The following is a 23,399-nucleotide window of genomic DNA, read 5'->3' on the forward strand; positions in this document are numbered from 1 at the left end:
GATGAGTACAGACGCTGAACCCCGGGTGTTGCGTGAGGTGGTTCTCGGTCAGCTTGGCACCGGGGAGAGCCGCGCCTACAAGATGTGGCTGCCGCCGCTGACCGATCCGACGCCCCTCAACGAATTGATCGAACGTGACTATCAGCGCCAGCCGCTGCGGTTCGGGCTCGGCATCATGGATGAGCCGCGCCGCCACCGTCAGGAGGTCTGGGGTGTTGACGTGTCCGCGGCGGGCGGCAACATCGCGATCGGCGGCGCACCGCAGACCGGCAAGTCGACGTTTCTGCAAACCCTGATGCTTTCGGCGGCGGCGACCCACACGCCGCGACAGGTGCAGTTCTATTGCATCGACCTCGGCGGCGGTGGGCTGATGTACATGGAGGACCTGCCTCACGTGGGCGGCGTGGCCACCCGCGCCGAACCAGATCGGGTGAACCGGGTGGTGGCCGAGGTCAAAGCTGTGCTGAGGGCCCGTGAGCAGGTGTTCAAGCAGTACCGCGTCGGATCGATCTCGGCCTACCGGGAGATGCGCGAGGATCCCAACAACCCTGCCGCGCGGGACCCGTTCGGCGATGTCTTCCTGGTGATCGACGGCTGGCCTGCCTTCGTGGCCGAGTTCCCCGATCTGGAACCGTCGGTGCAGGATCTGGCCGGTCAGGGGTTGGCGTACGGAGTACACCTCATCATCTCGACGCCACGATGGACCGAGCTCAAGTCACGCGTGCGCGACTACTTGGGCACCAAGGTGGAGTTCCGGCTCGGAGACGTCAACGAGACCCAGATCGATCGCATCACCCGCGAGATCCCGGCGAATCGGCCGGGCCGCGCAGTCTCCGTAGAGAAGCATCACCTGATGATGGGGGTGCCGCGACTTGATGGTGTGCACAGCGCCGACAACATCGTGGCGGCGATCTCGGCTGCCGTACAGGAGGTTGCCGCGCGCCACACCGACCAGGCACCGCTGGTGCGGGTGTTGCCGGACCGCATCTACCTGCATCAGCTCGATCCGAATCCGCCAGGACCCGACGCTGATTACCGCACCCGTTGGCAGGTGCCGCTCGGTATTCGCGAGTCCGACCTCACCGTCGCGTACAACCAGATGAACACGACGCCGCACCAACTCATCTTTGGTGCCCCCAAGTCGGGCAAGACGACCGCCGCGCATGCGATAGCCAAGGCAATCTGCAGTCGCAACAGCCCCGACCAGGTGCGGTTCATGCTGGCAGATTATCGATCGGGCCTGCTCGACGCAGTGCCCGACTCGCATCTGCTGCTGGCCGGCGCGATCAACCGCAACAGTGCCTCGCTGGAAGAGTCCATCAAGGCACTGGCATTCAATCTGAAGACGCGGCTGCCGCCACCCGACCTGACCAGCGCGCAATTGCGGGCCCGGTCCTGGTGGAGCGGTCCAGACATCGTGCTGTTGGTCGATGACTGGCACATGATTGTCGCCGCGTCCGGCATGATGTCGCCGATGGCGCCGCTGAGCCCGCTGCTGCCGGCGGCCGCCGATATCGGCCTGCACATCATTGTGACCTGCCAGATGAGCCAGGCCCACCGAGCGACGTTGGACAAGTTCGTAGGCGCCGCCTACGGCGCCGGTTCGCCTACTTTGTTCCTGTCGGGTGAGAAGAACGACTTCCCGTCGCGGGAGATCATCGTCAAGAAAAGGCCACCTGGCCAGGCATTCATGGTTTCACCGGACGGTAAGGAAGTCATTCAGGCGGCCTACGTCGATCCACCTGACGAAGAAGTGTTAGCAGCACCCCAAAAGGACAGTTAGTATTTCTTCAACGCACTCAGCAACGCTGGCGGCGGCCCGCCAGCAAAGGGATCGGGGGACAGATTCCTTGGCGACATGGCAAACTCTCTGCTACGTCGCTTTTGAGTGCTTGTCCCTGGTTATTTCCGACCGACACAGGGGAGCAAGCAAATGCAACCGTTGATGCACAACCCGGCAGCCGAAGGTGTTGCGGCACAGGTGATCGCAAACGCCGCCCGTGGACTGGCCGGCGGCACTACCGCCTCGGCAGCCGTCACCGCTCTGGTTCCGGCCGGGGTGGACGAGGTCTCGGTGATGGCCGCCGCTGCCTTCGCCAGCGAAGGCGTCGAGGCTTTGGCGGTGAACTCGTTCGCTCAGGAGGAGCTGGCACGGGCGGGGGCCGCCTACCTGGAGTCTTCGGCGATGTATACCGCGGTCGACACAGCCAACGCCACCACTCTTTAGTCGACACGATTCGTCAGAGTTAGGGTCTCCCAGCAATGGTCGCCGTACCGCCCGTTCCGCCGACCTGGTTTGCGATGCCGCCAGAGCTCAACACCGCGCGCTTGATGTGCGGCGCGGGCCCGGCGCCGATGCTCCAGGCGGCAGCAGGTTGGGAGGGGCTGGCGATACTGTTGGAGACCCAGGCCGACGAACTGGCTGCGGCGCTGAGCAACTTGACCTCGGTGTGGAGTGGGACGGCGAGCGAGCGTGCCGTATCCGCGACGATGCCGATGATCATGTGGTTGCGGACCATGGTGCTGCAGGCGCAGAAGCGGGCCTTGCAGGCGGGCGCTCAGGCGAGTTCGTACTCACTCGCCTTAGCGACGACGCCGCCGATTCCGGAGATCGAGCAGAACCACGTCACGAATGCTGTCCTGAACGCGACCAACTTTCTCGGCATCAACACGGTGCCGATCGGGTTGAACGAGATGGACTACTTCGTGCGGATGTGGAATCAGGCTGCCGGCGCGATGGAGGCATATCACGCAGAAACTACCGTCAACCTGCTGTTCGAGCCATTCACGCCGATGAAACCGATTGTGATGCCCGGCGTTGGCGAGATGGGCGTCGCGACAGCTCTCGCGAGCGCGGCACCGGGAGCCGCCGCGGGCCTGATTCGCAACGCCGTGATCGAGGGTGTCAGCGCGGCGACCTCGATCGAATTGGTGGGTTTGGCTGCCGGCGCCGTCGAGTCTCAGGCGACCTTGGCGGGAGCGCGGGGAGCCAGCGCGGCGAGCAAGGGCGAGGACGCAGCGCAGCAGAAGCAGGATCCAACCGACAAAAATCCCATGCAGCAGGGCATGCAGATGGCCATGCAGATGGGGCAGCAGGCCGGTCAGCTCGCGGGACAGATTCCCCAGATGTTTCAGAGCCAGATGCAGACGCTCACCCAGCCGTTGCAGCAGGCCACTCAGATGGTGAGCCAGTTCAGCGGTATGGGCAGCCAATCTGGCATGCAGTCCGGGCTGGTGGGAGCGACGCCGTTCTCGAACCATCCGCTGGTCGGGGGCGGCGGCCCGAGTTCAGGAGCCGGCCTGGTACGTGCGGCGTCGCTGCCGGGTGCAGGTGGAACCCCGCCGCGCACGCCGCTGATGTCCAACATGTTGGGTATCACCGGGGAGGCAAAATCGGCCCCAATGGGCGCGGCCGGTGGTGGAAGTGGCGGATTGGCACCGGTTGGTGCCGGCGGCGGCGGTGGGCCGATGGCTGGTGCTCACGGCAAAAAGGGCAAGACCGAAGAGAAGACGAAGGACGCACTGGTCTCGCCGACCGCGCTGACATACAACGACGATCACGATGAAGGCGACGACTGGTGACTCGTCGACCAGCAAGAGACTTTCCGGCCGAGGGGCTGGGAGACTCACCAAAGATCTGGTGAGGACACAGGAAAATTAAGGGGAATCCACCATGACAATGTCTGGGTTGACTGCAGATCCGGCCACACTCGCCAAAGAGGCGGGTCACTTCGAGCGAATTGCGCACGAGTTGAACACAGTGATGCACCATGTTGAGCAGATTGGTGGCCAACTCCGGATGAATATGCAGGGCACGGCGGGTGAGGCCGCTCAGAACGCGTTGATTCGTTTCCATGAAGCCTCCACCAAGGTAAACACCGAGCTCGATGAGATATCAGCAAACATCGGTGTTACCGGCACGGATTACGTGGGAACTGACGACGACCAGGCGCAGGCTTTGGGTTCCACAGTCAAAATGTGGTGATACGCACTTCCAGACCAATCCATTTCCAAACGACAACCATCAATTAAGGAGAGATCGCATGCCGAGTAGCGGCGGTTCAATCGATTACAATTTCAATGGCATTGCGGGGGATGCAGGGGACCTCGCGGGGGCTTCCACCCGAATGAATAGTTTGCTCGGCGAGGGCAAAAGCTCCATGACCACACTGCAAGCTATGTGGGGTGGTGAAGGCCAGGGAGCCTGGCTGGCTCTGCAGACTCGCTGGGACAACAACGCGGAGGAGCTGAATCAGGCTCTTACGGACCTCGGACGTGCGATCGAAGAGGCTGGCGCGCAGATGCTTGCCACCGAGTCAGCCGTGACCCAGAGGTTCGCACCGTGACCGGTAAGTTCAAGTAGCCGGACCGTGCACACACCGTGTGGTGGGCGGGAAAGTCAGGACCGTCTGGAGATGGTCGAACCCGCCCACCCACTTGTGCTTGGGTGTAAAGATCGAATCATCTGTTTGACTATCTGAGGGGTCCCAATGTCGGCCGACTATGACCGGCTCTTCCACTCGTCGGAACCGGGCAAACCGGTCGATGACGCCACGGCCATCGTGGACAGAGATGCCATCCTGAAGGCCGCGGCCGCCGCGCCGCCACCGCCGCCCCCGGTTGGGGAGGCCAGTGCCACGGACGTGCCCGTGGACCCCGCGGCACGCACCGCGCCCACTCAGACCCAATCGGCTGCCCAACCGCGCCACGCCGAGGCGCCGCAGATGCCTGCGCCGATGCCGCAGCCTCCGGCGACGGCGCCGCAATGGCCACAGAACCCCATGCTCCGGGCTCCGCAGCAGCAATTCGGCCCGGGCGCGCGCCACGAACAAGCGCGCCAGGCGCCCGGGCCAGCTGCGCGCGTGGCGCCCGGTCCGGCGCCGTCGCAGTTCGCTGACATGGATCCCGAGATCAGTGGCGCATGGCGGGCCGGGCAAGCGATACCGACTCCGGCTGCCCCGGGCCCGACCTCTGCGGCGACGATGGGCAACCACCGCGCCATTGACGCGCTGTCGCATGTCGGCGTGAAGACCGGTGTGAAAATGCCGTCGCAGCGCGGCTGGCGGCATTGGCTATATCTCACGACGCGGATCAATCTCGGTCTGTCGCCTGATGAGGTCTACGAACTTGAGTTGCACAGTCGGATCCGGCGCAACGCCCGCGATTCGTACCAGATCGGTGTGTTCGGTCTGAAGGGCGGCGTCGGCAAGACTGCCGTCACCGTCGCCCTGGGCTCGGCGATGGCCAAGGTTCGCGGTGACCGCATCCTGGCGATCGACGCCGACCCGGACGGTGGCAACCTGGCTGACCGTGCCGGACGCCAATCGGCGGCGACGATCTCCGATCTGCTGGCCGACCAGGAACTCTCGCGCTACAACGACATTCGCGCCTACACGAGCATGAACGGGTCGAACCTCGAGGTGCTGTCGTCCGAGGACTACAGCGGTGCGCAGCGTGAGTTCAATGACGAGGACTGGAAGAGCGCCACCGCAGTGGTGTCTCGCTACTACAACCTGGTGCTGGCCGATTGCGGTGCCGGTTTGTTCCAAAAGGCTTCCCGCGGTGTCCTTTCCAGTGTGTCGGGCATGGTCATCGTGGCCAGCGCCTCGATCGACGGGGCCCGACAGGCCGCCATCACCATGGACTGGATGCGCCAGAACGGGTACCAGGATTTGCTCGGCCGGTCCTGCGTCGTCATCAACCACGTCACGCCGGGCAAGCCCAACGTCGACGTCGAGGATCTGGTGCAGCAGTTTGAGCGCCACGTGCCTCCGGGCCGAGTCATCGTGCTGCCCTACGACAAGCACATCGCAGCGGGCACTGAGATTCAGCTCGACCTGCTCAGCGACACGTATCAGCGCCGCATCACCGAGCTCGCTGCTGCGCTGTCCGACGATTTCGACAGGCTTGAACGGCGTTGACCGCGACTGCAGCCGCCGCTGACACTTCCAGCGCGACGCCCAGCAAGCCGTCGACCACCAGGGTCACCATCCTCACGGGTAAGCGGATGACTGATCTGGTGTTGCCGGCCACCGCACCGATCGAGACGTACATCGATGAAACCGTCAGTGTCCTGGGCGAATTGCTCGAGGACACGCCGAAGGACACCCTCGCCGGGTTTGATTTCTCGGAGCAGGGCATGTGGGCGTTCGCCCGCCCGGGTGCTCCGCCGTTGAAAGCAGACGAGTCCCTGGACGACGCCGGGGTTGTCGACGGCTCGCTGCTGACATTGGTTTCGGTCAGCCGTACCGAGCGCTACCGCCCACTGGTCGAGGACGTGATCGACGCGATCGCGGTGCTCGACGAATCACCGGTGTTCGACCGGACTGCGTTGGATCGTTTCGTCGGCTTGGCGATCCCGGCGGTTGCCACCGTCGTGACTGTTATGTCGTTGCTGTCCTGGACGGGTGCCGGTCAAGGTTGGTGGTGGGCCGTGGCGCTCGGACTGTTCGGCCTCGGACTGCTCGGGGGCAGCTTCACTGCCCAGAGCCGCTACCAGAACCTGGATTTGGCCGAGAGCCTGCTGCTGGCCTCGACGATCGTGCTCGCTGGCGCCGCAGCGCTGGCCGTGCCTTTGCCATACGACGCTGATTCCCTTGGTGCGCCGCAGGTCGCGGGTGCGGGCGCGGTGGTACTCCTGTTGACGCTGGCCACCCGCGGTGGGCCGCGTCATCGGGCCGATGCGGCGGCGTTCCTCTCGGTCTTGGCGATCGCTATCACTGGTGGGGCGATAGCCGTCGGATACGGCGGGGGCGTTTGGGTACCCGCGGGAGCGATCGCGTTCGGGCTGATCGTGGTGACCAACGCCGCCAAATTAACTGTCGCTGTTGCCCGTATCGCGTTGCCTCCGATCCCTGTGCCGGGCGAGACGGTGTCCAACGATGAGCTGCTCGATCCTGTCATCACGCCCGACGAGGTCGATGACGCCTCACCCACCTGGAAGGCGATCATCGCCTCGGTGCCGGAATCGGCTGCAAGGCTGCAGGAACGTAGCCTGCTCACCCGTCAGCTGCTGATCGGATTCATGTCGGCCGGTGCGCTGGTGCTGTCGATCGGTGCGATTGCGGTTGTGGTGCAAGGCCATTTCTTCATCCACAGCATGATCGTTGCCGGGCTGGTGGCCGTGATCTGTGGCTTCCGCTCTCGGCTGTACGCCGAGCGGTGGTGCTCCTGGGCGCTGCTCGCGGCCGCGATTACCGTGCCTACCGGCGTCATGGTGCGCTTGTGCCTGTGGAATCCGAGCAATGCGTGGATGGTGCTGGCGATCTACACGGCAGTGGCATTGGTCGCACTGATCGCCGTGGGCGCCACCGACGGAGTGCGTCGAACGTCGCCGGTCACCAAGCGGATCTTGGAGCTGACCGATGGTGCCGCCATCGCCGCGGTGATTCCACTGCTGTTGTGGATCGCGGGGGTGTACGACCTGCTGCGAAATCTGCGGTTGCACTGACGCTGTCGGCAATCGGGAACTGATGGGGGCAGCGAACTGCGCGTCCGTCCTGCTGTGTTGGTAACCGCTGGTGCAGTTGCGAAGGCGTGGTCAGGTTTGGCCAAACTGAAGGTGGATGCTCCGCTGCACACCGCGGCCGCTGTTGTCTCAGGCCCGCGGACTGATGATGCCTGCTGGACCGCCTGTACCGCACTGGTCAGGCAGGGGGAAGCCGAGGCCGAGGACACGACGGGTTACTCGATAGATCTGACTTGCCGTTCTGCTGGAATACCTGCAGCAATACACCGATTTGGCAAGTGTGTTGTCGCACCCGAGATGCCGGGAGAGTGCTATCGCTGTGAAGAAGTACGGTGCCGACGGATCTCGGTTGGAAATCGCGTCAGCTTTGTTTGTGCATCGCTGCAGTACGCCGGTAGCAGGTGACGAACTGGCGCATACGGTTCGAGCGAAGGCCGTTAAGCTTACTGTTGCTGGCGTTGCCGGTGGTGCAGTGACTGCGACTACTTTTGGTGGCTGACGTGCCATGAGTTTTGCGAGGGGAATGGCTGATGGGGTATCCGGGGCTCCGGGTCGATACGGAGAAGCTTGGCTGGGACCCTGCGGAAGTGACGGTGCCAGGTGTTCCCAAGATGGAAGCTGGGCCGGATCCCGTCAGTGTTCTCGTAGCAGCAGTGATGCCAGGTATTCCGACCGAGGTCACTACGAACGTAGCCAACACCCGCGCCCGGGAGGAACGTTTTGCAGAGAATCTGAAGTCAGCCCGGAGCGCGTACAGCGGCACAGATGGTGCTGGCGGGGACCACATCAACGGTGTTGCAGGGAAACTGCCTGACCCCGCCGATGCGTTTGGCGCCGGTTCGCCGCCGAGTGGGTCAGCGGCCGCTTCTGCAGGTGGCTCTGGAGCCAGCCAGCTAAGTCAAATGATGGGCATGGCTATGCAGGTCGGGCAGCAAGCCGTGCAGATGCCGATGCAAGCCGTTGGGATGGCGGGGCAGATGGTGCAACCTATCGTGCAAGGGGTGCAAGGCATTGTGCAACAAGCGACTCAGGCACCAGAGAAATCTGGCGAAGACTCTAAGGGTGATACCGCTGAGAACGGTGCTCAAAGTGGTGCGCCTGATTCCGGCCAGCAACCTGAAACTTCGGCAGAAAGATCCGAGGACAAAGACACGAAAGACAACGGGCAGTCGAGGGATGACAAGTCTTCGGATCGGGACAAGAAGGACGATGCGAGGACCCAGGCCGACGCCGGTCACGGGCCACAGGCACCAGTCAGTGTCCCGCGGGTAGACCAGCTGCCGCCTGGTGATGCACCACGGCATCGGCGGATGACGGAGACATCACCGGAGGTTGCGCTGTGATTGGGATGAGTTGTTTGCGTATCCGCAAGGGGGGTCAGCAATGACGTTCCCTCCTCCGCCACCTGGTTCGACTTCGCCAGGGGGCTTTCAGCCGTCGCACGGCGGAACCGGTGGCCACTCAGGCCCCGACTTGCCGATGCAGTCGTGGCGACAACCGCCGTTCCAGCCTCAAGGTCCGAAGCGAGGCAGCGGCATGAAATGGGCGTTGGGCGCGGTCGCGCTAGCTGCAGTGATTGGTGTGACTGCAGCGGTGACGCTGTCCGTGGCCAACAACGGACGTGATGACGCAGGGTCGCCGATGGGAGCGCCTACGTCGGCTGCCGGTGCCTCGAGTTCAGATATAGCAAGCGCCAACGACGCTGGGGCAGTTGCGGTCATTACCGAAGATCCCTCTTGCGCCGCGCAGCACCCAGTGCTCAACACATGGGTCGACGTGGCGAAGAACGGCTGGCAAAGCCGTGACCCGTCGATTCCAGCTACTGATTGGACGCCAGAAGTTCGTACCCAGCACGAAGAGGTCGGACAAGCGATGCGGAGCGCGGCAGACCAGCTTGTCCCGCTCGTCAAGCTCACGCCGCACCGTGCGATGCGCGAGTTGTACGAGCAATTTATCGCCTACGCGCGGGCTTACGCGAACAGTATCCCGACGTACACGCCGCCAGCGGACAATCTCGCACGAGCAACTATCGCCGCCAGCGAAGCGATCGGATATATCTGCGCAGCGATTGGCTACGGTTCCGCGGCTGCGCGAGGTCCCTTGCTTCCAGCGCTAAGTGCCCCGTCTGAAGTCGCGTCAGTAGGTGACCCGAGCGACCCGCAGCGGTTTTTGACCGAACCTAATCCGACATGCGGTGAGTGGGCCGCAGCTGTAACTCAATTCGACGAGGACACCGCCGATTGGCGTAAGACGGATCCCGACATACCGGCAAGCCAGTGGTCGCCACACCAACGGGCACTCAACGACGAAGTTGGTCCGGTGATGAAACAGTACGCAAGCAAACTGGGCAGTTTGGGGGAGCAGAGCGGAAACTCCACGTGGCGCGACTTCGCGGCCTTATCCCTGCAGTATAGAAATGCATACGTGCTGGCTTTGCCCACCTATACCGCGGCCGATAGGTATCTAAATGCAACATCTAGTCGTTTAAACGGCATGGTTAAGGCTGCATGCCAGGCGATTGACGCTTGAACGGTCCGAGGAATCTCTAGTCCAATGCTCTAAACGGCCGGGATAATTGGGGTGACGCGCAGGTGGGTGGAATTCAGCCCTATGACGACGGCGAGTACGGTGAGCGGACCGTCAAAGATGCCGCTTGGCCGCATGTCGATGAGGATCAAATCGCTGCAGCCGCGGAACACTTCAAGGGGCTAGCAACACGGCTCCGTGAAGTTGTGGCCCCAGCTGCAACAGGCCAGAAAATGAGATTGTCAGAGGCCTGGGAGGGCTCTGGTGCGCGTGCGGCTGACGATGAGGCCGACGCGATTATCAATGAGTACGGGCACAATGCCGAACTGGCTGACGGCGTCGCCAGGCAATTAGCGATAATAGAGGCTGCGGTCGCGGGCTTTCTCGGCGCGAAGAATCTGGTGAATCGGAGGGCGGCGGAGATTCAGCATGAGTGCCTAGAGATATTCAGGAGACCCTGGACCGAGGAAGAGAAGGAGAACGGGCAGCAAACCTTAAGTAACCGTTTGGCGGAGGCCGACGCTCTAGCGCAAAAAGGGTACGAAGAGAACGTTAGGACCGTTTCGGAAGCTGCCAAGGCGCTCGGGAAGCAGTTGCACGTTCCTGATGGCACGCCTGGGGCGGATGGAAAGGTACCGCCTCCGCCGCAAACGCAATTAGACGACTCGCCAGGTGGACAGGAAAGCGACGAGGTTCCTGCTGCGCCGGTCGCGCAGGCGCCGTTCTCGCCGGCGCCGCCGCCGGCGCCTGAGACGGCGGGCACTGGCGGGCAGACGAGCGACGGTGATCCTGCTGTGCCGGTCGAGCAGGCGCCGTTCTCGCCGGCGCCGGCGTCTGGGGCGGCGGGCGCTGGCGGGCAGACGAGTGACGGTGATCCTGCTGTGCCGGTCGAGCAGGCTGCGGCAGCCCCGAATGCTGCGCAACCGCCAGCGCCCGCTGGCACCGTGGCCGGCACGCCGGCTGCGCCAGCGTCGACCGGTGGCGGTTCACCCGGACCGCAAGTGTCTCCGACGTCGTTCGGCGGATCCAAGTCAGACGCCGCGTCCGCAGCGAGCGCTGCTGGCGCTCCCGCAAATCCGGCCGCAGCAGGTGCCAAGCCGCCAAACCCCCTGGAGCAGTTCCAAAAAGGGATGACCGATGCGGCCAAGGGGGGTGGCGCGCCGCAGTCGACCTCGTCTCCGTCGCAACCACTTGGTGCTCCGCCGACTACGCAACCCCTCAACGCCCCGGCTGCGGCGGCAGGAGCGCCGACTGGACCGACGGCGCCAGCGGCGCCCGCAGCGCAGGCAGCTGGGATGCCGGGCGCCGGTTCAGCCCCGGTCGGCGCGGGCCCGGGGGCCGGCGCTCCGGCTGGCGGCCCAATGCCGTTGGGTCCCGCACCCACGCCTCCGCCGGCCGCGCCCACCCCCACGCCCACAGCGGGCGGGACAGTTCCACCGATGAACCCAGCCGCTGCCGCCGCAGGTGGCGGTGCGCAGGTGGCGCCGGTTCCGGTCTCGGCCGCTCGCCGACAAAGCGATGCGGTTGCGTCGGCTCTACGCAGAGAGTCGGGAACCGACCCGGTGCAGATCGCGCGGCGCATCGCAGCGGCGCTCAACGCTCCTCCTTCAATTCCGAAGATGCCGTGGAACTTTGGGTGGGCGGTTGGCCTGACCGTCGAGGGCACGATCATCGTGGCGAACACCTATGCGATGGCCTACATCCCGAAGGGGGTCAATCTGCCGGAGCCGGTCAAGATGGTCTCGGCCGATGAATCGATTCCCGCAGGGGATCGTGCGAAATGGGTGGCCTACCCGTACTTGGGATTGCAGGGATGGGCTCAACATCACGAGCAACGTCTACGCGTAGTCTTCGGTACTTCCGAACAGTTGCAGGGCATCGACCCCGGCGCGCAGAAGATCGAACTGACACCGGCCGACATCCCAGAGAATGGCACTATGCAAGGCCGTAGCCGGCTCAAAGTCATCTCATCGGATGTGGCGGAACGACTCGCTGGCTATGCCGACGCTGCGTTGACGGACCTGCTACCACCGCGGCCCGCCGATGACACCCCGCCCGAAGATCAGGCAGACCAGTTGTGGTTCGACATGCTCAAGCCATTGATGAGGATGGGGACAGGCACCGACATTGCTCACCTCGAGGCGTTCGTAACCTACGCGAACCACGAGAACGAGCTCGCGCTACACCGCGCGCACGTTGCTGCTAATGGCGCCGCGCAGCGCGAGGCGATTGAGGATTGGATTTACTGGCAGCATGTCAGCGTGCTCATCAGCGATGCATTAGCAGTCGTGACGCCTGCGTGACGGCACGAACAAAAAGCACACCCGTGCGGCCGGTGGCGCGAGCCCCGGTGCTACGAGCGATCTAGGCGTCATCGGCCGTGATCTCGGCGACCATCTCGTCAAGGCGTTCCCGGTCAGCCTCGATCGATTCGCTTGCTAACGCAGTCGCTTTCTGAACCGACTCGTTGAGACGCTGCTCTACCACTTGTGCGCCGAGTCGCAGCAGTCCGTCTTCAATGAAGACAGCTTTCAGGTTGTGATGACCGTCGAGCGTCACCTCAACCGTGTCGGTCTCGTCACTCGCAGTGAACGTCTCAGTAGCCATCTTGTACAGCTGATCATCCATGAGGGACTGGAGCCGTTGCGCCTGTCGAAGCACTGCAGCAACCTCGGGGTGCATATCGGAAGTCACTGTTCACCTTTGTCTTCCTGAGGATTTCGCTTCCGGCGGCTCTGCAGGCCAATGACACCTTCGGTGTGTGCCCGGTCCTCGACATAGAGGTTCTCATCGGGGGATAGGTTCGGGTCGCGACGTTTCTCCTTGCCTCCCTGGCCTTGTCCGTGACCGCCGCCCATACCGCCCATGCCGCCGCCCATGCCGCCCATGCTGCCTTGGGTTCCGGGCGCACCGGGTGCGCCGGGCCCGCGCGGACCCGCCGGTGATGGGGCAACAGTTTCTGCAGCCACGGGAGGACCGAGTGGGCTGGAAGGTGTCCCACCGCCTGGGCCTCCGCCGCCAGGGCTGCCGCCCGAGCTGGCGGGTGAGACGGCGGGGTCATCGAGCGACGGAAGTCCGGGTGTGTCACCGAGGCTGCTAGGTGATCCGCTACCTGGACCAGTAGATGGCGAGCCGCCGCCGCCCGCTGGCGATCCGCCCCCGCTTGATGGTGAACCGCCACCCTCGCCACCGGACGGCGAACCTGCCTTTGATTCGCCCTCAGCGGGAGTGGCGCTCGCAGGGGAGACAGAAGGTTCGATGGTCGGCGCGCCCGACGACGGAGTACCGCTGCCAGTGCCTCCGGATTGACCTGTCTGACCGTTGGTACCCGGACTACCCTCCTTGGGCTTATCGGGCAACGGTGGCACATCGCCCGCTTTGACTGGAGCGGGTCCGATCGCGCCTTTCGGGGGTTTATCCAGGAATACGTGAGGAGTGTTGGCTAGATCAGATAGGTATCCGCTCCGTGCATTGTCGGATTGCTGTTGCTTGGCAAAGTAATTCTGCAGTCCGCCGTTCTCTGGGCTGTACTTTTTCGCCTCCTCGATATCGGCTTCGGAGGGGTGCTCAGATTTTCTCGTGTTGTGGATCTGCGCGAAGGCACGTGCCTTTTCAGCGAACTTGTCGCATTGGCCTGCAAGTTCGAACAGCCACGATTGATGTTGTCGCAACGCCGCCTCGGCTGCCTCCGCCGCTTGCCCCTCCCAGTGCACGTTAGCGAGGTCAAATGTCCTTCCGCGGTCTCGAAGCTTATTACCGAAAGTGTTGAGTTGTTCAGCGAAGTGGTGCAACGAAGTACCCTGATCACCGCTATTGAACTGACCTACAGCGATCGTCCAGTCAACGGAAAACTCTTTGTCGTCCTTGCTCGCTGGTTTCGGCAACGTGTTTGGCAGGGAAGTCGCTTCCGCCGGAAGCTGAGGATTGAGAGTCACGGCGTCGACGCCCGACGAGTTGCCCTCGATCGCGGCCTTGTTCATCGCGTCTACTTGTTCGTAGGCTAGCGCCGCGGCCTCCAAACACGCGGCCAGTCGCGCAGCCTCCGCTTTTCCGGCGTGAACTACATTGACCAGCTCGGTATGAGTAAAGCTGATCTGAGACAGGCCGTGGCCGGAAGGATATACCTCGCTGGGCGCAATCGGGTTCTCGGGAACTGTTGGCCACTCCGCCGTGATCTCTCCCTTCTTTGCCCGGAGATCTGACGGTGTGACCTTGGTGAAAGTCTGTGGTGTGTCGCCCATTGTGTCCCCCTACTGCTCGAGCGCCATCTGGTAGCGGCTTTCTTCACGCGGATTGATCAGCGTGATCGGCAGTTGCCGGTGCCGTGGCGTGTCAATGAAGTTGGGCCGCATGATGACTCGACCGACACCCTGGTGCGGGCCCAGGTACGTCGTCGCGTTGGGCCAGGCCACGCGCGGCACGCGGCCGACCCGGCCGTTGATCATCGTGGCGAACTCGCGGAACTGTGGCCCGAGGGTCACCACCGCACCGGATGCCGCAGAGCGAATGACGAATTGGGTGAACAGTCTCGCGTCACCGAGGTTGATGCTGACGTCGACGTTGTCGAAGGGCATGTACACCGGGTAGCGGTCCGACGTCTCACCGACGAGTACTCCGGCCGAGCCGATCGGCAGGTCGTAATGCTTGTCCGTCACCGGGCTGATGCCCTGCAGTGCGGCACGTTGCCCGCCGTACAGGCAGGAAAACCCGCGTGGTGTCGTGGGATTCGACAGAGTGGTGAGCAACACCGTGGTGGTTGGAGCCGCACCGGGGCTCAATCGGACCCGGGTGGTGGTGTGGTCAGCACGTGCAGACCACCAGACGTCCGGTCCGCCGGGGGCGTTGTAGGCCGCGGTAAAGGTGCTGCGGCCCTTGATGACCGACCAGGTCTCCTTCTCAAAGCTGATCTCGGTTGCTTTGTCGAAATCGTCGAAGCTGCGGCAGCAACGTGCGTCAATTCCATTGCTGGCCAATTGGTCTGCGATACGGGTCGTTGAGGCCACCAGATACCGGGCTAGCCCCGACACCCCGCTGTCACGGCGTTGTGCCGAGCGTTGAGTCTTCTCCGGATCGGCGCGCATCACAATCCAGGTCCGTCGGTTCGCCGGCGCGGGGTACGGGCCAACCACCTGCTCGTAGAGGGCTACCAGACTGGCCGGTGCGGTCTTGCCGACGCGATAGCCGGCCGACACGACGTCAGCCTCCAGGTCAGGGCAATGCGCCTGGATCAGGTTCTCCACGAGCTTGGTGCTGACGGTGTCGTCGGTGACGGCGTCGCCGTTGACGATCACGGTTGGGGTGAAAGGCCTTGGCACCAACTCGATCACTGAGACCAGATGATCGCCCTGCCATCGCACGGCGACGTGATCGCCGGGCATCACGGTGGCTCCGACCGCAGGCTCCGACGGCGCATCGGGCGTGCTGCGGTGGCGCCGTCGCCACGAGAAGACGGCCCTGACCCAGCCGGTGAGCCGATACCCACGGATCGTGAGAACCGAGAAGATCGCGATCAGTACCGACACCGTGATACCGAGCCACAGCAGATTGAAGTGCATGCAGACGGCGATGCACGCTGGGATCAGCGTCGCCGCCCAGATGGCGTGTCCCGTCGTGAAACGAAAACCGAAGTGCCGCTTTAAAAAATTCATGGGCGCCGCCGCAGCGCGCGCCGGGTCATGGCGGCGATCCCGAGGATCAACACCAACGCGGCCCCGGCGACCACCACACCGGTGATCGGGCCGCGGTCTGGCGGCGGGATGTACACGGGAGGGGGAACTTCCTTGACCCGGAACGGTGCCTTCGCCGGCCCATCGGGGATCTCCCATGTCAGTGCGGCCACCGGATCGACAACGCCGGCACCGACGTAATTGTCGACGCCGCCGCCGGGATGCCGTGCGGTGGCGGTGATCCGGTTGATCACCTGCGCCGGCGTCAGGTCCGGGAAGCGCTGCTTGACCAGCGCAGCCAGACCGGAAACAAAGGCAGCAGAGAACGATGTGCCGTTGAGCGGCACTGGGCCGTCCTCGCCCGGGGTGGCGTTGATGGGCTGGCCCTCGTAGCCGAGTGCGACAAGATTTTCGCCTGGGGCGGCCGCGCCCAACCACGGGCCCGACATCGAGAAGTTGCTCGGCTGACCGTTCTGGCCAATGCTGCCGACGGTGAGCACCAAGGGGTCGTACCAGGCCGGGCTCACGATCGTCTGCACGCCCTTCCAGCCGCGCGCATCGGCCGGGAAGGACGCATCTGGCGGCGGATTCTGGGTGCAGTCCTGGCCGGTGTTACCGGCGGCCACGATGATCACCGCGCCCTTGACGTTGACGGCGTAATTGATGGCTGCGCCGAGGGTGGACTCGTCGATACGGCGGGTCACCTTGTAGCAGGCGGCCTCGCTGATGTTGATCACCTGTGCGCCCAAGTTGGCCGCGTGCACCACTGAGCGAGCAAGGCTCCGGATCGAGCCTGCAGTCTGTGTGGTGTTCGGGTCGTTCGGATCCTGGCGTGAACCCTTGGGTTGGAACGCTACTGACGTCTGACGCAGCGAAATCAGTCGCGCATCGGGGGCAACCCCGACGAATCCGTCAGTGGGTGACGGGCGGCCGGCGATGATCGACGCAGTCAGCGTCCCATGGGCATCACAGTCGGACATCCCGTTGCCACCGGCGTCGACGAAATCACCGCCCGGCTCGGCGGGCACCCGAGGCGAACCGTTGACCCCGGTGTCGATGACCGCGACAGTTACGCCGGCGCCCGTTGCGAACTTCTGCGCTTCGGCCAGCTTAAGATAGTCGGCTGCCCACGGCTTGTCTGCGAAGTTCGAATTCGGCATGACCGTGGGTGCGGCGCAGATCTTTCGCTGCTCCATCGGCTGGTCCGGACCTGTTTCATCAGGCGGAACAGCTGCGGCGTCTATCGTCGGCGGGTCTATCGCGAACGCCGGCGGCGCACTGAACAATGCCAACAAAACTGCCAGCAGCATTACGGCTAAGCGCTGCACGCCTCACACTCCCCCAATGACATCGGACATGTTTGCAGTGTGCTGGCGCACATTCAGCAAACAACATCCGGCCTGCTCGACAATGCATCTTCTCACTTCAAGCCGTCCGGCTATTCGCACGGAGGCAATCATAAGGGTGCCCAGGTTAGGCCGATAACGCTTTGTGTCGCCGCGGGGTTGTTGCAGCCCGCAATGCTGGGCGTCGCGTCGGTCCGACTCTAGGAATTTGCCGTCGGAGAAGCCGTCGATTGCCGGATAGCATCAATGATCGAAAATCCGCGAGGGAGTCATAGAACTCTCCGGCGGGCGGTTGAGGGCTTGCCAGCCCGCGCCAGTTGAGGGGGTTACGTGGCGGATTCGGTTGAAGTTGCAGTATCAGATCTGCACTTGGCTGCGGCACGCATGCAGGACGCAGGACAGCGCCTGCAGGATGGGCTCTCGAGCGTGGATTTGGAAACCCAGCAGCTACTGGGTTCCGGGTGGAAGGGTGACGCGGCCTCGGCGTTCGGCAAAGTTTGGGAGCAGTGGCATAACGGCGCTGGCCAGGTCGTACGTGGATTGCAGACGATGTCGCAGTTGTTGACGGTGGCCGGCAAGGAGTATGCCAAGACGGACGAACAGGCGGGCGGGTCGATCAGTGCATCTGGCCAGTCAATTGGCGGGGCGACTACTGACGCGTCGGGCGGTCCGACAGGCTCCTCGGCGAGCGGACCCACGTCCACGCAAGGCGGGACTAGCCCAGCCAGTAGTGATGGCACCGCGCTGGCTCAGCAGATGCCCCAACTCGCGCAGCAGATGATGGCGCCAGTCTCGCAATTGGGCCAGGTGGTCGGCCAGGTAGCGCAAGGTCTGGCGCAAGTCGGTCAGACTGCTGCGCAGATCGCGACGCAGGCGGCGCAGCAATCCGCAGAGGGCCAGCCTGTCGGGGCCGGAACGGACGGCACCAAGGACGACGACTCCGACAAGGACAAAGCTTCCGAGGCTACCGGAAAGAGCAAACCTGAAGAGTCTGACAAGGGGGAGGAAAACTCTGCTGCAGCGGAAGCGCCCGACGAGCACTTATCCCTGAAGGCTCCGGCGCAGGTCTCAACCGGTGAAGGTGAGGGATCCGCAGTGCAGTCCCGACGCGTGCCCGGCCGAGCTGAACGGTCGGAGGGCTAGACGGCGATGACGGTATTGGTGGTGGATCGGGCCCAGTTGCGTTCGGCGATCGATCATATGGCGGCATTCGTGCGGGAGGTCGACGCGATTCTGGAGGACATCGAACACACCATGGCCGAGTTGCGCGCTTCATGGCAGGGGGAGGCGTCTGAGGCACAGGCGCAGGCGCAGCAACAGTGGCAGAGCGGCGCGACGCAGATGCGGGAAGCTTTGGCGCAGTTGGCGAATATCGCTGACAAGGCGCATAAGAATTACTCCGAGGCGGTCGACAAGAACGGCAAGATGTGGGGGTAGTTGCCCCGCACGGCGGGGGCTCGGCGGCCTCGGGTGAGCGGATCGAGGTCGACCCAGAGATTTTGCTCCGTGCGGGCCAGCGCCTACGGTCGGCGGGATCGCAGTTGGCGATGCTCTCGGACGCACTTGGTGCGGCATTATCGGGCGGGATCGCTTCTGGACGGCTGGATGCAGCGGGGTTGGACTTCGGGCAGTCATATGGCGAGCTAGCCAAGGAATTCGCCACCGGTCTGGCCAATGCTGCCAACGCCTTCAAGGTTCAGGGCTACAAACTGGAGGCCACGGGGGTCAACTACAAGAACGCTGACGCCGCGTCGACGGTCGGAGGGCCCGGCCCCACCGGCGGCGTTGGAGACGCGCCGGAAGTCACGAACCCTGCGGGCATCCATATTGGGCCGAACTCGGCCATCGTGCCCCCTCCTGCCCTGTTCTATATGTTCCAGGGAACATGGGCTTGGCCGTCCGGCAACCCGGCCTTGATGCGGCTGACAGCAGCGCAATGGAGAAACTTCGCCGCCGGGTTCGCAGTGTTGGAGCAGGACCTAGCTACTGTGCAAGACGCGGTCGCGGGCTTACAGATCCCTGAGCGCGCGAGGATTTCCGAAGTGCTGTCCAATGTGCGGCTCGGGTTCTCGGAATTGACTGGCAAGACTTCCGATATCGCAACGAAGGTCGAGGCCTTTGCCGATGTTGTGCAGGAGGCTCAGGCGGCAATCCGCCGACTGCTGGACCGGTTCTCCCTGAGTGGTCTGGTCGACACCGTGAAGGGGCTGCTCCGTGGCGATGGCGAGAAGCTCTTCTGGGAGATCTTCAACGACATCGGCGCGGTGCTGAAGAACCTGCAGAGGCAGGTAAAGGGCTTCGTCAACGGCCTGACGCGACTCACCAACGAGATCGGTGACGCCGTCGAAAGGTTGCAGAAATGGGTTGAGCCTCGATTGGAGGAGGTGTTCGGAGACAAGGTCGGGGGCGCACTTGCGGAAGTGTTCAAGACCTACACCGACTTTCAGGTCGGCGTGCTTACGGGCGTCATCGGCACTGTGGCCGGGACGGTGGCGATGCTTGACCCTGACACATGGATCGGGATGTACGAGGTAGGAATGTCGGTGGTCGAGGATCCGTCGACGTTGGATGACGTGTTGGTGGCCATGGGCAAAGAGTTTGTCGCGTGGGACAAATGGTCGGGCGATCATCCTGGCCGGGCCGCCGGTGAGGCCGGATTCAACATTCTCTCGTCTTTTGGTCCCAGCGGTCCGTTGTCGAAGACCGGGCTCGCCGCCAAAGGCCTGAAAGCGGCCAAAGGTGCCATGGAAGCGGACGGAAAGCTCAGCAAGCTTGGGGACCTGGCGAAGATGGGATCCGGCAAAGGCAAGCTGGACGGACTGGATAGTCCCGGAAGTCCGAAGGCGCCCGAAGTTCCAGAATTCGCACCAGCACCCGGTGTCCCCGAGTCGGTAATTGGTCCGAAGGCGCCCAACGACTTTGGAGGAACCCCAGGCCGACCGGGCCTTGAAGCGTCCGCCGGTTCTCCGGAGTCATCTAGCCCACGTGGCCATCACGGCGGAGGCGGCGACGATCCACCCGACCCGCCGGGCCGCGCAACCGGGCCGTCGGAATCTGGACCGAGCCAGTCGGCTGGTCCGTCCCCGCAGTCCCCGACTTCTGGAGGGCTGGGTCATCCCGCTGACCCACCGCATTCGCCCGGGCCGTCAACACCTAGCCATACACCGGCGTCAGGTGATCCTGTGACGCCGAACATCAACCACGTACCCGAAACATCCAGTCCGGCACACACTCCCGACTCGGGACAGTCGCATCCCGGTAATGGCCAGACGCCGACCAGTCATGAGCCGAGCACACCGGAGACCCACAACAACGGTCAGATGGCCGACGGCCAGGGCCACAATTCCGGTGTTCGAGAGGACGCGGGACAGGGCCCCGTCGGCAATCACTCACCGAGCGAGACGAACGTGTCCGGTCCCGACGAGCGTAATGGTCCGTCGGATCAACGTGTGCATACGCCGACGGAGCACCAGCCTGCCCACGAGCCCGCGACACCGACGAGTGGACACGAACGCGGGACGCCTGAGGGTGGCAACCGTCAAGCCGAACAACCGCGGCTTACGCATGACGGCACCACGGTCCGTCACGAACCTGGCCCGGCCACACCGGTTGGTGTATTCGCCGGCGGTATCCCACCCGCACCACATATACCGGGAACAGGCCACAGCGCGGGCGATGGCTCTCCCGCTTCCGGCAAGACGCCTGCTCCAGAGCCAGCCTCACGCAACCCTGAAAGTAAGGCACCACAAGGAAGTTCGCCGGAGACCCCGCGGAGACAACCAACAGATGCTGCTGCAGGCCCGGCGCCGCGGAGCACACCGCATGCGCCGGTCGGTGCCGCAGGCCACGGTGAAGCGCCGGCACCCAGCCGGATGGAGCATCGTGAGGTGGAGGAGCGGCGGCCAGCCGACCTTCTGCATGAAACCCGGTCGCCCGCCGATGGTGATTCGCCGGGCGATGCGCCGGCGCACAGTGCGCCTGGCGCGCCGGATGTGGGTGAGCCTGGTGATTTCGCGTCGTCCCATCCGCCGCTGCACCGCGAGAACCCGTATCCGCCAAAATACATGTCGCCGAAATACTGGGCAGAGACACAAGCCAATCATCCGCAGAACCCCTTCGGAGGACGGAGCGTCGAACGATGGACTCCAGAGAAACTTGAGGAGCATCGAGTTGTGGTCGATCAAAATGGATCACTTCGTCATATCGACGGGCGCCTCGTCGATACACAAAATGCACGTACGGCATGGACTCCCCAGGGTGGGCGCGCGATATTTATCATGGACCCTCATGGCAATTTCTACTTATCCCATGAACATGCGCCCGGAAAGATTCATCATTCAACATTGGGGAATGGGAATCCAGTCGGGGGCGCAGGCGAGATCGCCGTAGTCGATGGCCGCGTGGTCGAGCTTACCGACGATAGCGGTCATTATCGACCATTGCGTTCCAATACCAAGAGTGTTCTCGATGAACTGGCCGGACGAGGTGTTGATGTCGGGTCAATATCTATTCGCTTAAGTGCCCCGGAAGGAACATGAGATGACGGCAGAAACGTGGCGCGGTGGAATCAACATGATTTTGTATGGTCTTGAGAACACCAAAGAACTTGATGAGGCCAACGCCGCACTAATGGCAGATGCCATGGTCGAGTACCGATACTTCGTCGACGGACCACAATTCTTCTTAACCGCAATTCAGGATGCACTCGCTACCCGGGCTGTAATAATGACGGACGAATGGGCAGAACCACCGTATGGCCTCGAGGAACTGCGCCACTCCGAAGGTGAGGTCCGCAACTTTCTAGCGATGGTGGCTGAGCAACTGAAACGGCGACAGCCCTGGCCGCCGAAGACCGCGGCGAATCATTGATGTTGGATCATCTGCGGTTGGAATCGGCTCAGGAGTCGTTTCAAACTAGGTGATGCAGATTCTGTTTGATTGAAGGGGTTATGACTACCAACATGGGGTGGCGTGGCGCGATTGCCCAGATACTTTACTGTGTGCAATACGTTGCCGTCTTGGATGGCCGTGCGGCCTCGGAAGTATCACGGGCCATCATCGCTCGGCGGTGTCTCTCGGACGGACCGCAGGCTTATCTTGACGCGATTGACGCCGCCCTGTTGCAGGAGAGATCGGTTTGCGTCGTATCAACACCCCATGACGACAACGATGTTCGTCCGTTTCTGCAGGCACTAGCCGGGGAGATCCGAAGAAACCATCCTTGGTCGCCGCCCCCTGCGCTAGAGCTGCGACTGGACAACTGGACTCGCCTATTCGGAACTGCTCAACCCGTCGGCCGGATTGAGTTGCGCCAGTTGGAAGTAAGCCAGCTACTGGGGTTTGAATTCGGCGATATCACGGGCATGCAAGAGCCGGGTCTGCTTCTCCGACTGAAGTCCGGTGCAGTCGTCGGACTTTTGGCTCCGGCAATGATAAACCACGCTGGAGTTTCGATATTTTCTGGCAGTGAGGCCCATGCTCGACAGGCTATCGACGAAATTAGTCGGATGATTGACCTTCACCCCTCGAGCTTGACGGTATTCGTAACGAACGGCCAGTCCACAGCGTCTTCAACACAGTTGCTCAAGCAGCGACAACCAGGGCTTCTTCCAGATCTGGAACCTCTGTCGTCGGGAGTTGAGCGATGGTCCGCCGAGCGGATCGAACGGCAGCGCGTAGTGGTCGATGAAGAGGGTTTTTTCAGGACGATTGACGGTGGGGTTCTTGACACGCGCATGGCTACCGCATCGTGGCGTACGAATGCGGAGTTGGCCCTGTTCATCATGGATCCACATGGCAACTTTTATGTGTCCTTGAGACGAGTGATTGGGCGCATACACCATTCCACGCTTTCCGGAGGCGGACCTGTTGCAGCAGCGGGCGAGCTGCGTGTACGTGAGGGGCGTCTCTCGGTCATAACCGACCACAGTGGCCACTACCCACCAACGAGATCGGCTAATCAGATTGTCGTGAGCGAACTACAGAGTCGAGGGGTGGCGATGGAGGATGTCTTACTGGACTTCGCTGCAACCGAATGGGCATAAGTGGTAGCTCGAGAGTCGGAGGCGCCAAGGTCCAGCTGCCGAGGTAAGCAAGTGCCAAGGCCACGGGATCATCTGGGCGCCCCTACGCGTCCAAATCCTGCTCCACTAACCCCGCCACAGTGGCCAACGCATCGGCGTCATCGGATTCAACAGTCACCTGCGCACCGTTGCCGGCGCCGAGCGTCATGATCATCAGGGCTGAACCGGCATCGACGGGCTCGCCGCCATCCATGGACAGGGTGACCGGGACGCCGGCGTTGACCACAGCCTCGGCGATGATCGCGGCGGGGCGGGCATGCAGGCCGATGGCCGAACCGACGGTGACAGTCTTGCTGGGCATGTTTTCTCC

21 protein-coding genes are annotated in these 23,399 nt (G+C 63.1%); 15 read left to right on the forward strand and 6 right to left on the reverse strand.

Going from position 1 to position 23,399, the window contains the following annotated elements; genetic code table 11:
• Position 1 precedes the first annotated feature (1 nt).
• From eccCb to QQ25_RS30445, 9 genes are all read left to right on the forward strand, one after another.
• Positions 2 to 1,783, forward strand: a complete 1,782-nt coding sequence (gene eccCb / locus QQ25_RS01000) for a type VII secretion protein EccCb (protein ID WP_039376643.1) — start codon at positions 2 to 4, stop codon at positions 1,781 to 1,783.
• A gap of 150 nt (positions 1,784 to 1,933) precedes the next feature.
• On the forward strand, positions 1,934 to 2,227 hold the full coding sequence (locus QQ25_RS01005; protein ID WP_039376646.1) for a PE family protein: 294 nt from the start codon (positions 1,934 to 1,936) through the stop codon (positions 2,225 to 2,227).
• 35 nt (positions 2,228 to 2,262) lie between these two features.
• Positions 2,263 to 3,582 carry a PPE family protein gene (locus tag QQ25_RS01010; RefSeq protein WP_101906390.1) on the forward strand — a complete coding sequence of 440 codons (1,320 nt, stop codon included), beginning with the start codon at positions 2,263 to 2,265 and terminating at the stop codon, positions 3,580 to 3,582.
• A gap of 97 nt (positions 3,583 to 3,679) precedes the next feature.
• Positions 3,680 to 3,985: a WXG100 family type VII secretion target gene (locus tag QQ25_RS01015; RefSeq protein WP_039376787.1), complete on the forward strand. Its 306-nt coding sequence runs from the start codon at positions 3,680 to 3,682 to the stop codon at positions 3,983 to 3,985.
• Positions 3,986 to 4,043: 58 nt separating this feature from the next.
• Positions 4,044 to 4,346: a WXG100 family type VII secretion target gene (locus QQ25_RS01020; protein ID WP_039376647.1), complete on the forward strand. Its 303-nt coding sequence runs from the start codon at positions 4,044 to 4,046 to the stop codon at positions 4,344 to 4,346.
• A 144-nt stretch (positions 4,347 to 4,490) separates the two neighbouring features.
• Positions 4,491 to 5,921, forward strand: coding sequence for a MinD/ParA family ATP-binding protein (locus QQ25_RS01025; RefSeq protein WP_039376649.1), 1,431 nt, complete (start codon positions 4,491 to 4,493; stop codon positions 5,919 to 5,921).
• Positions 5,918 to 7,450 carry a type VII secretion integral membrane protein EccD gene (gene eccD / locus QQ25_RS01030; protein ID WP_082017357.1) on the forward strand — a complete coding sequence of 511 codons (1,533 nt, stop codon included), beginning with the start codon at positions 5,918 to 5,920 and terminating at the stop codon, positions 7,448 to 7,450. Before QQ25_RS01025 ends, eccD begins: the two co-directional genes overlap by 4 nt.
• Before the next feature lie 605 nt (positions 7,451 to 8,055).
• Entirely contained in the window at positions 8,056 to 8,811 is a 756-nt protein-coding gene (locus QQ25_RS30765; protein WP_131546059.1) for a hypothetical protein, read from the forward strand.
• Positions 8,812 to 9,004: 193 nt separating this feature from the next.
• Complete coding sequence (locus tag QQ25_RS30445) at positions 9,005 to 9,997, forward strand: ESX-1 system-associated protein (protein WP_234711817.1); 993 nt, start codon at positions 9,005 to 9,007, stop codon at positions 9,995 to 9,997.
• Positions 9,998 to 11,212: 1,215 nt separating this feature from the next.
• Here QQ25_RS30445 and QQ25_RS31050 read toward each other — a convergent pair.
• Entirely contained in the window at positions 11,213 to 11,431 is a 219-nt protein-coding gene (locus QQ25_RS31050; protein ID WP_169748624.1) for a hypothetical protein, read from the reverse strand.
• 2 nt (positions 11,432 to 11,433) lie between these two features.
• Between QQ25_RS31050 and QQ25_RS01040 the strand changes: the two genes are divergently transcribed.
• Complete coding sequence (locus QQ25_RS01040) at positions 11,434 to 12,297, forward strand: EspK C-terminal domain-containing protein (protein WP_039376654.1); 864 nt, start codon at positions 11,434 to 11,436, stop codon at positions 12,295 to 12,297.
• 61 nt (positions 12,298 to 12,358) lie between these two features.
• Here the strand turns inward: QQ25_RS01040 and QQ25_RS01045 are convergent, their stop codons facing one another.
• Genes QQ25_RS01045 through mycP form a run of 4 tightly spaced genes read right to left on the reverse strand, consistent with a single transcriptional unit; the run spans position 12,359 to position 16,988 of the window.
• Positions 12,359 to 12,688, reverse strand: coding sequence for a YbaB/EbfC family nucleoid-associated protein (locus QQ25_RS01045; protein WP_082017358.1), 330 nt, complete (start codon positions 12,686 to 12,688; stop codon positions 12,359 to 12,361).
• On the reverse strand, positions 12,685 to 14,235 hold the full coding sequence (locus QQ25_RS30770; protein WP_131546061.1) for a PPE domain-containing protein: 1,551 nt from the start codon (positions 14,233 to 14,235) through the stop codon (positions 12,685 to 12,687). The genes QQ25_RS01045 and QQ25_RS30770 overlap by 4 nt, the downstream gene beginning before the upstream one ends.
• 9 nt (positions 14,236 to 14,244) lie before the next feature.
• On the reverse strand, positions 14,245 to 15,642 hold the full coding sequence (eccE, locus tag QQ25_RS01055; RefSeq protein ID WP_039376660.1) for a type VII secretion protein EccE: 1,398 nt from the start codon (positions 15,640 to 15,642) through the stop codon (positions 14,245 to 14,247).
• On the reverse strand, positions 15,639 to 16,988 hold the full coding sequence (gene mycP / locus QQ25_RS01060; RefSeq protein WP_039376663.1) for a type VII secretion-associated serine protease mycosin: 1,350 nt from the start codon (positions 16,986 to 16,988) through the stop codon (positions 15,639 to 15,641). The genes eccE and mycP overlap by 4 nt, the downstream gene beginning before the upstream one ends.
• Before the next feature lie 348 nt (positions 16,989 to 17,336).
• Here mycP and QQ25_RS29675 point away from each other — a divergent pair, with 348 nt between their 5' ends.
• The 5 genes from QQ25_RS29675 (at position 17,337) to QQ25_RS01090 (ending at position 23,050) form a co-directional block, all read left to right on the forward strand.
• A complete protein-coding gene (locus QQ25_RS29675; RefSeq protein WP_082017360.1) occupies positions 17,337 to 18,149 on the forward strand; it encodes a WXG100 family type VII secretion target in 813 nt (270 codons plus the stop codon).
• A gap of 6 nt (positions 18,150 to 18,155) precedes the next feature.
• A complete protein-coding gene (locus tag QQ25_RS01075; protein WP_101906389.1) occupies positions 18,156 to 18,443 on the forward strand; it encodes a WXG100 family type VII secretion target in 288 nt (95 codons plus the stop codon).
• Positions 18,444 to 18,547: 104 nt separating this feature from the next.
• On the forward strand, positions 18,548 to 21,544 hold the full coding sequence (locus QQ25_RS30775; RefSeq protein WP_131546063.1) for an IQM protein middle domain-containing protein: 2,997 nt from the start codon (positions 18,548 to 18,550) through the stop codon (positions 21,542 to 21,544).
• Between the two features lies 1 nt (position 21,545).
• Positions 21,546 to 21,875, forward strand: coding sequence for a hypothetical protein (locus tag QQ25_RS01085; RefSeq protein ID WP_039376670.1), 330 nt, complete (start codon positions 21,546 to 21,548; stop codon positions 21,873 to 21,875).
• 80 nt (positions 21,876 to 21,955) lie between these two features.
• Positions 21,956 to 23,050, forward strand: coding sequence for an IQM protein middle domain-containing protein (locus tag QQ25_RS01090; protein ID WP_039376671.1), 1,095 nt, complete (start codon positions 21,956 to 21,958; stop codon positions 23,048 to 23,050).
• An 82-nt stretch (positions 23,051 to 23,132) separates the two neighbouring features.
• Here QQ25_RS01090 and QQ25_RS01095 read toward each other — a convergent pair whose 3' ends face one another.
• Positions 23,133 to 23,390, reverse strand: coding sequence for an HPr family phosphocarrier protein (locus QQ25_RS01095; RefSeq protein ID WP_029110534.1), 258 nt, complete (start codon positions 23,388 to 23,390; stop codon positions 23,133 to 23,135).
• Between the last annotated feature and the right edge of the window lie 9 nt (positions 23,391 to 23,399).

Source organism: Mycolicibacterium setense (assembly GCF_000805385.1).
Classification (GTDB): Bacteria; Actinomycetota; Actinomycetes; order Mycobacteriales; family Mycobacteriaceae; genus Mycobacterium; species Mycobacterium setense.

Bases quoted from the DNA above. Each gene is read 5' to 3' on its own strand.
- eccCb (WP_039376643.1), top strand. From the start codon at position 2: ATGAGTACAGACGCTGAACCCCGGGTGTTGCGTGAGGTGGTTCTCGGT.
- QQ25_RS01005 (WP_039376646.1), top strand. From the start codon at position 1,934: ATGCAACCGTTGATGCACAACCCGGCAGCCGAAGGTGTTGCGGCACAG.
- QQ25_RS01010 (WP_101906390.1), top strand. From the start codon at position 2,263: ATGGTCGCCGTACCGCCCGTTCCGCCGACCTGGTTTGCGATGCCGCCA.
- QQ25_RS01015 (WP_039376787.1), top strand. From the start codon at position 3,680: ATGTCTGGGTTGACTGCAGATCCGGCCACACTCGCCAAAGAGGCGGGT.
- QQ25_RS01020 (WP_039376647.1), top strand. From the start codon at position 4,044: ATGCCGAGTAGCGGCGGTTCAATCGATTACAATTTCAATGGCATTGCG.
- QQ25_RS01025 (WP_039376649.1), top strand. From the start codon at position 4,491: ATGTCGGCCGACTATGACCGGCTCTTCCACTCGTCGGAACCGGGCAAA.
- QQ25_RS30445 (WP_234711817.1), top strand. From the start codon at position 9,005: ATGAAATGGGCGTTGGGCGCGGTCGCGCTAGCTGCAGTGATTGGTGTG.
- QQ25_RS01040 (WP_039376654.1), top strand. From the start codon at position 11,434: ATGAACCCAGCCGCTGCCGCCGCAGGTGGCGGTGCGCAGGTGGCGCCG.
- QQ25_RS30770 (WP_131546061.1), bottom strand. From the start codon at position 14,235: ATGGGCGACACACCACAGACTTTCACCAAGGTCACACCGTCAGATCTC.
- eccE (WP_039376660.1), bottom strand. From the start codon at position 15,642: ATGAATTTTTTAAAGCGGCACTTCGGTTTTCGTTTCACGACGGGACAC.
- QQ25_RS01075 (WP_101906389.1), top strand. From the start codon at position 18,156: ATGACGGTATTGGTGGTGGATCGGGCCCAGTTGCGTTCGGCGATCGAT.
- QQ25_RS01085 (WP_039376670.1), top strand. From the start codon at position 21,546: ATGACGGCAGAAACGTGGCGCGGTGGAATCAACATGATTTTGTATGGT.
- QQ25_RS01090 (WP_039376671.1), top strand. From the start codon at position 21,956: ATGACTACCAACATGGGGTGGCGTGGCGCGATTGCCCAGATACTTTAC.
- QQ25_RS01095 (WP_029110534.1), bottom strand. From the start codon at position 23,390: ATGCCCAGCAAGACTGTCACCGTCGGTTCGGCCATCGGCCTGCATGCC.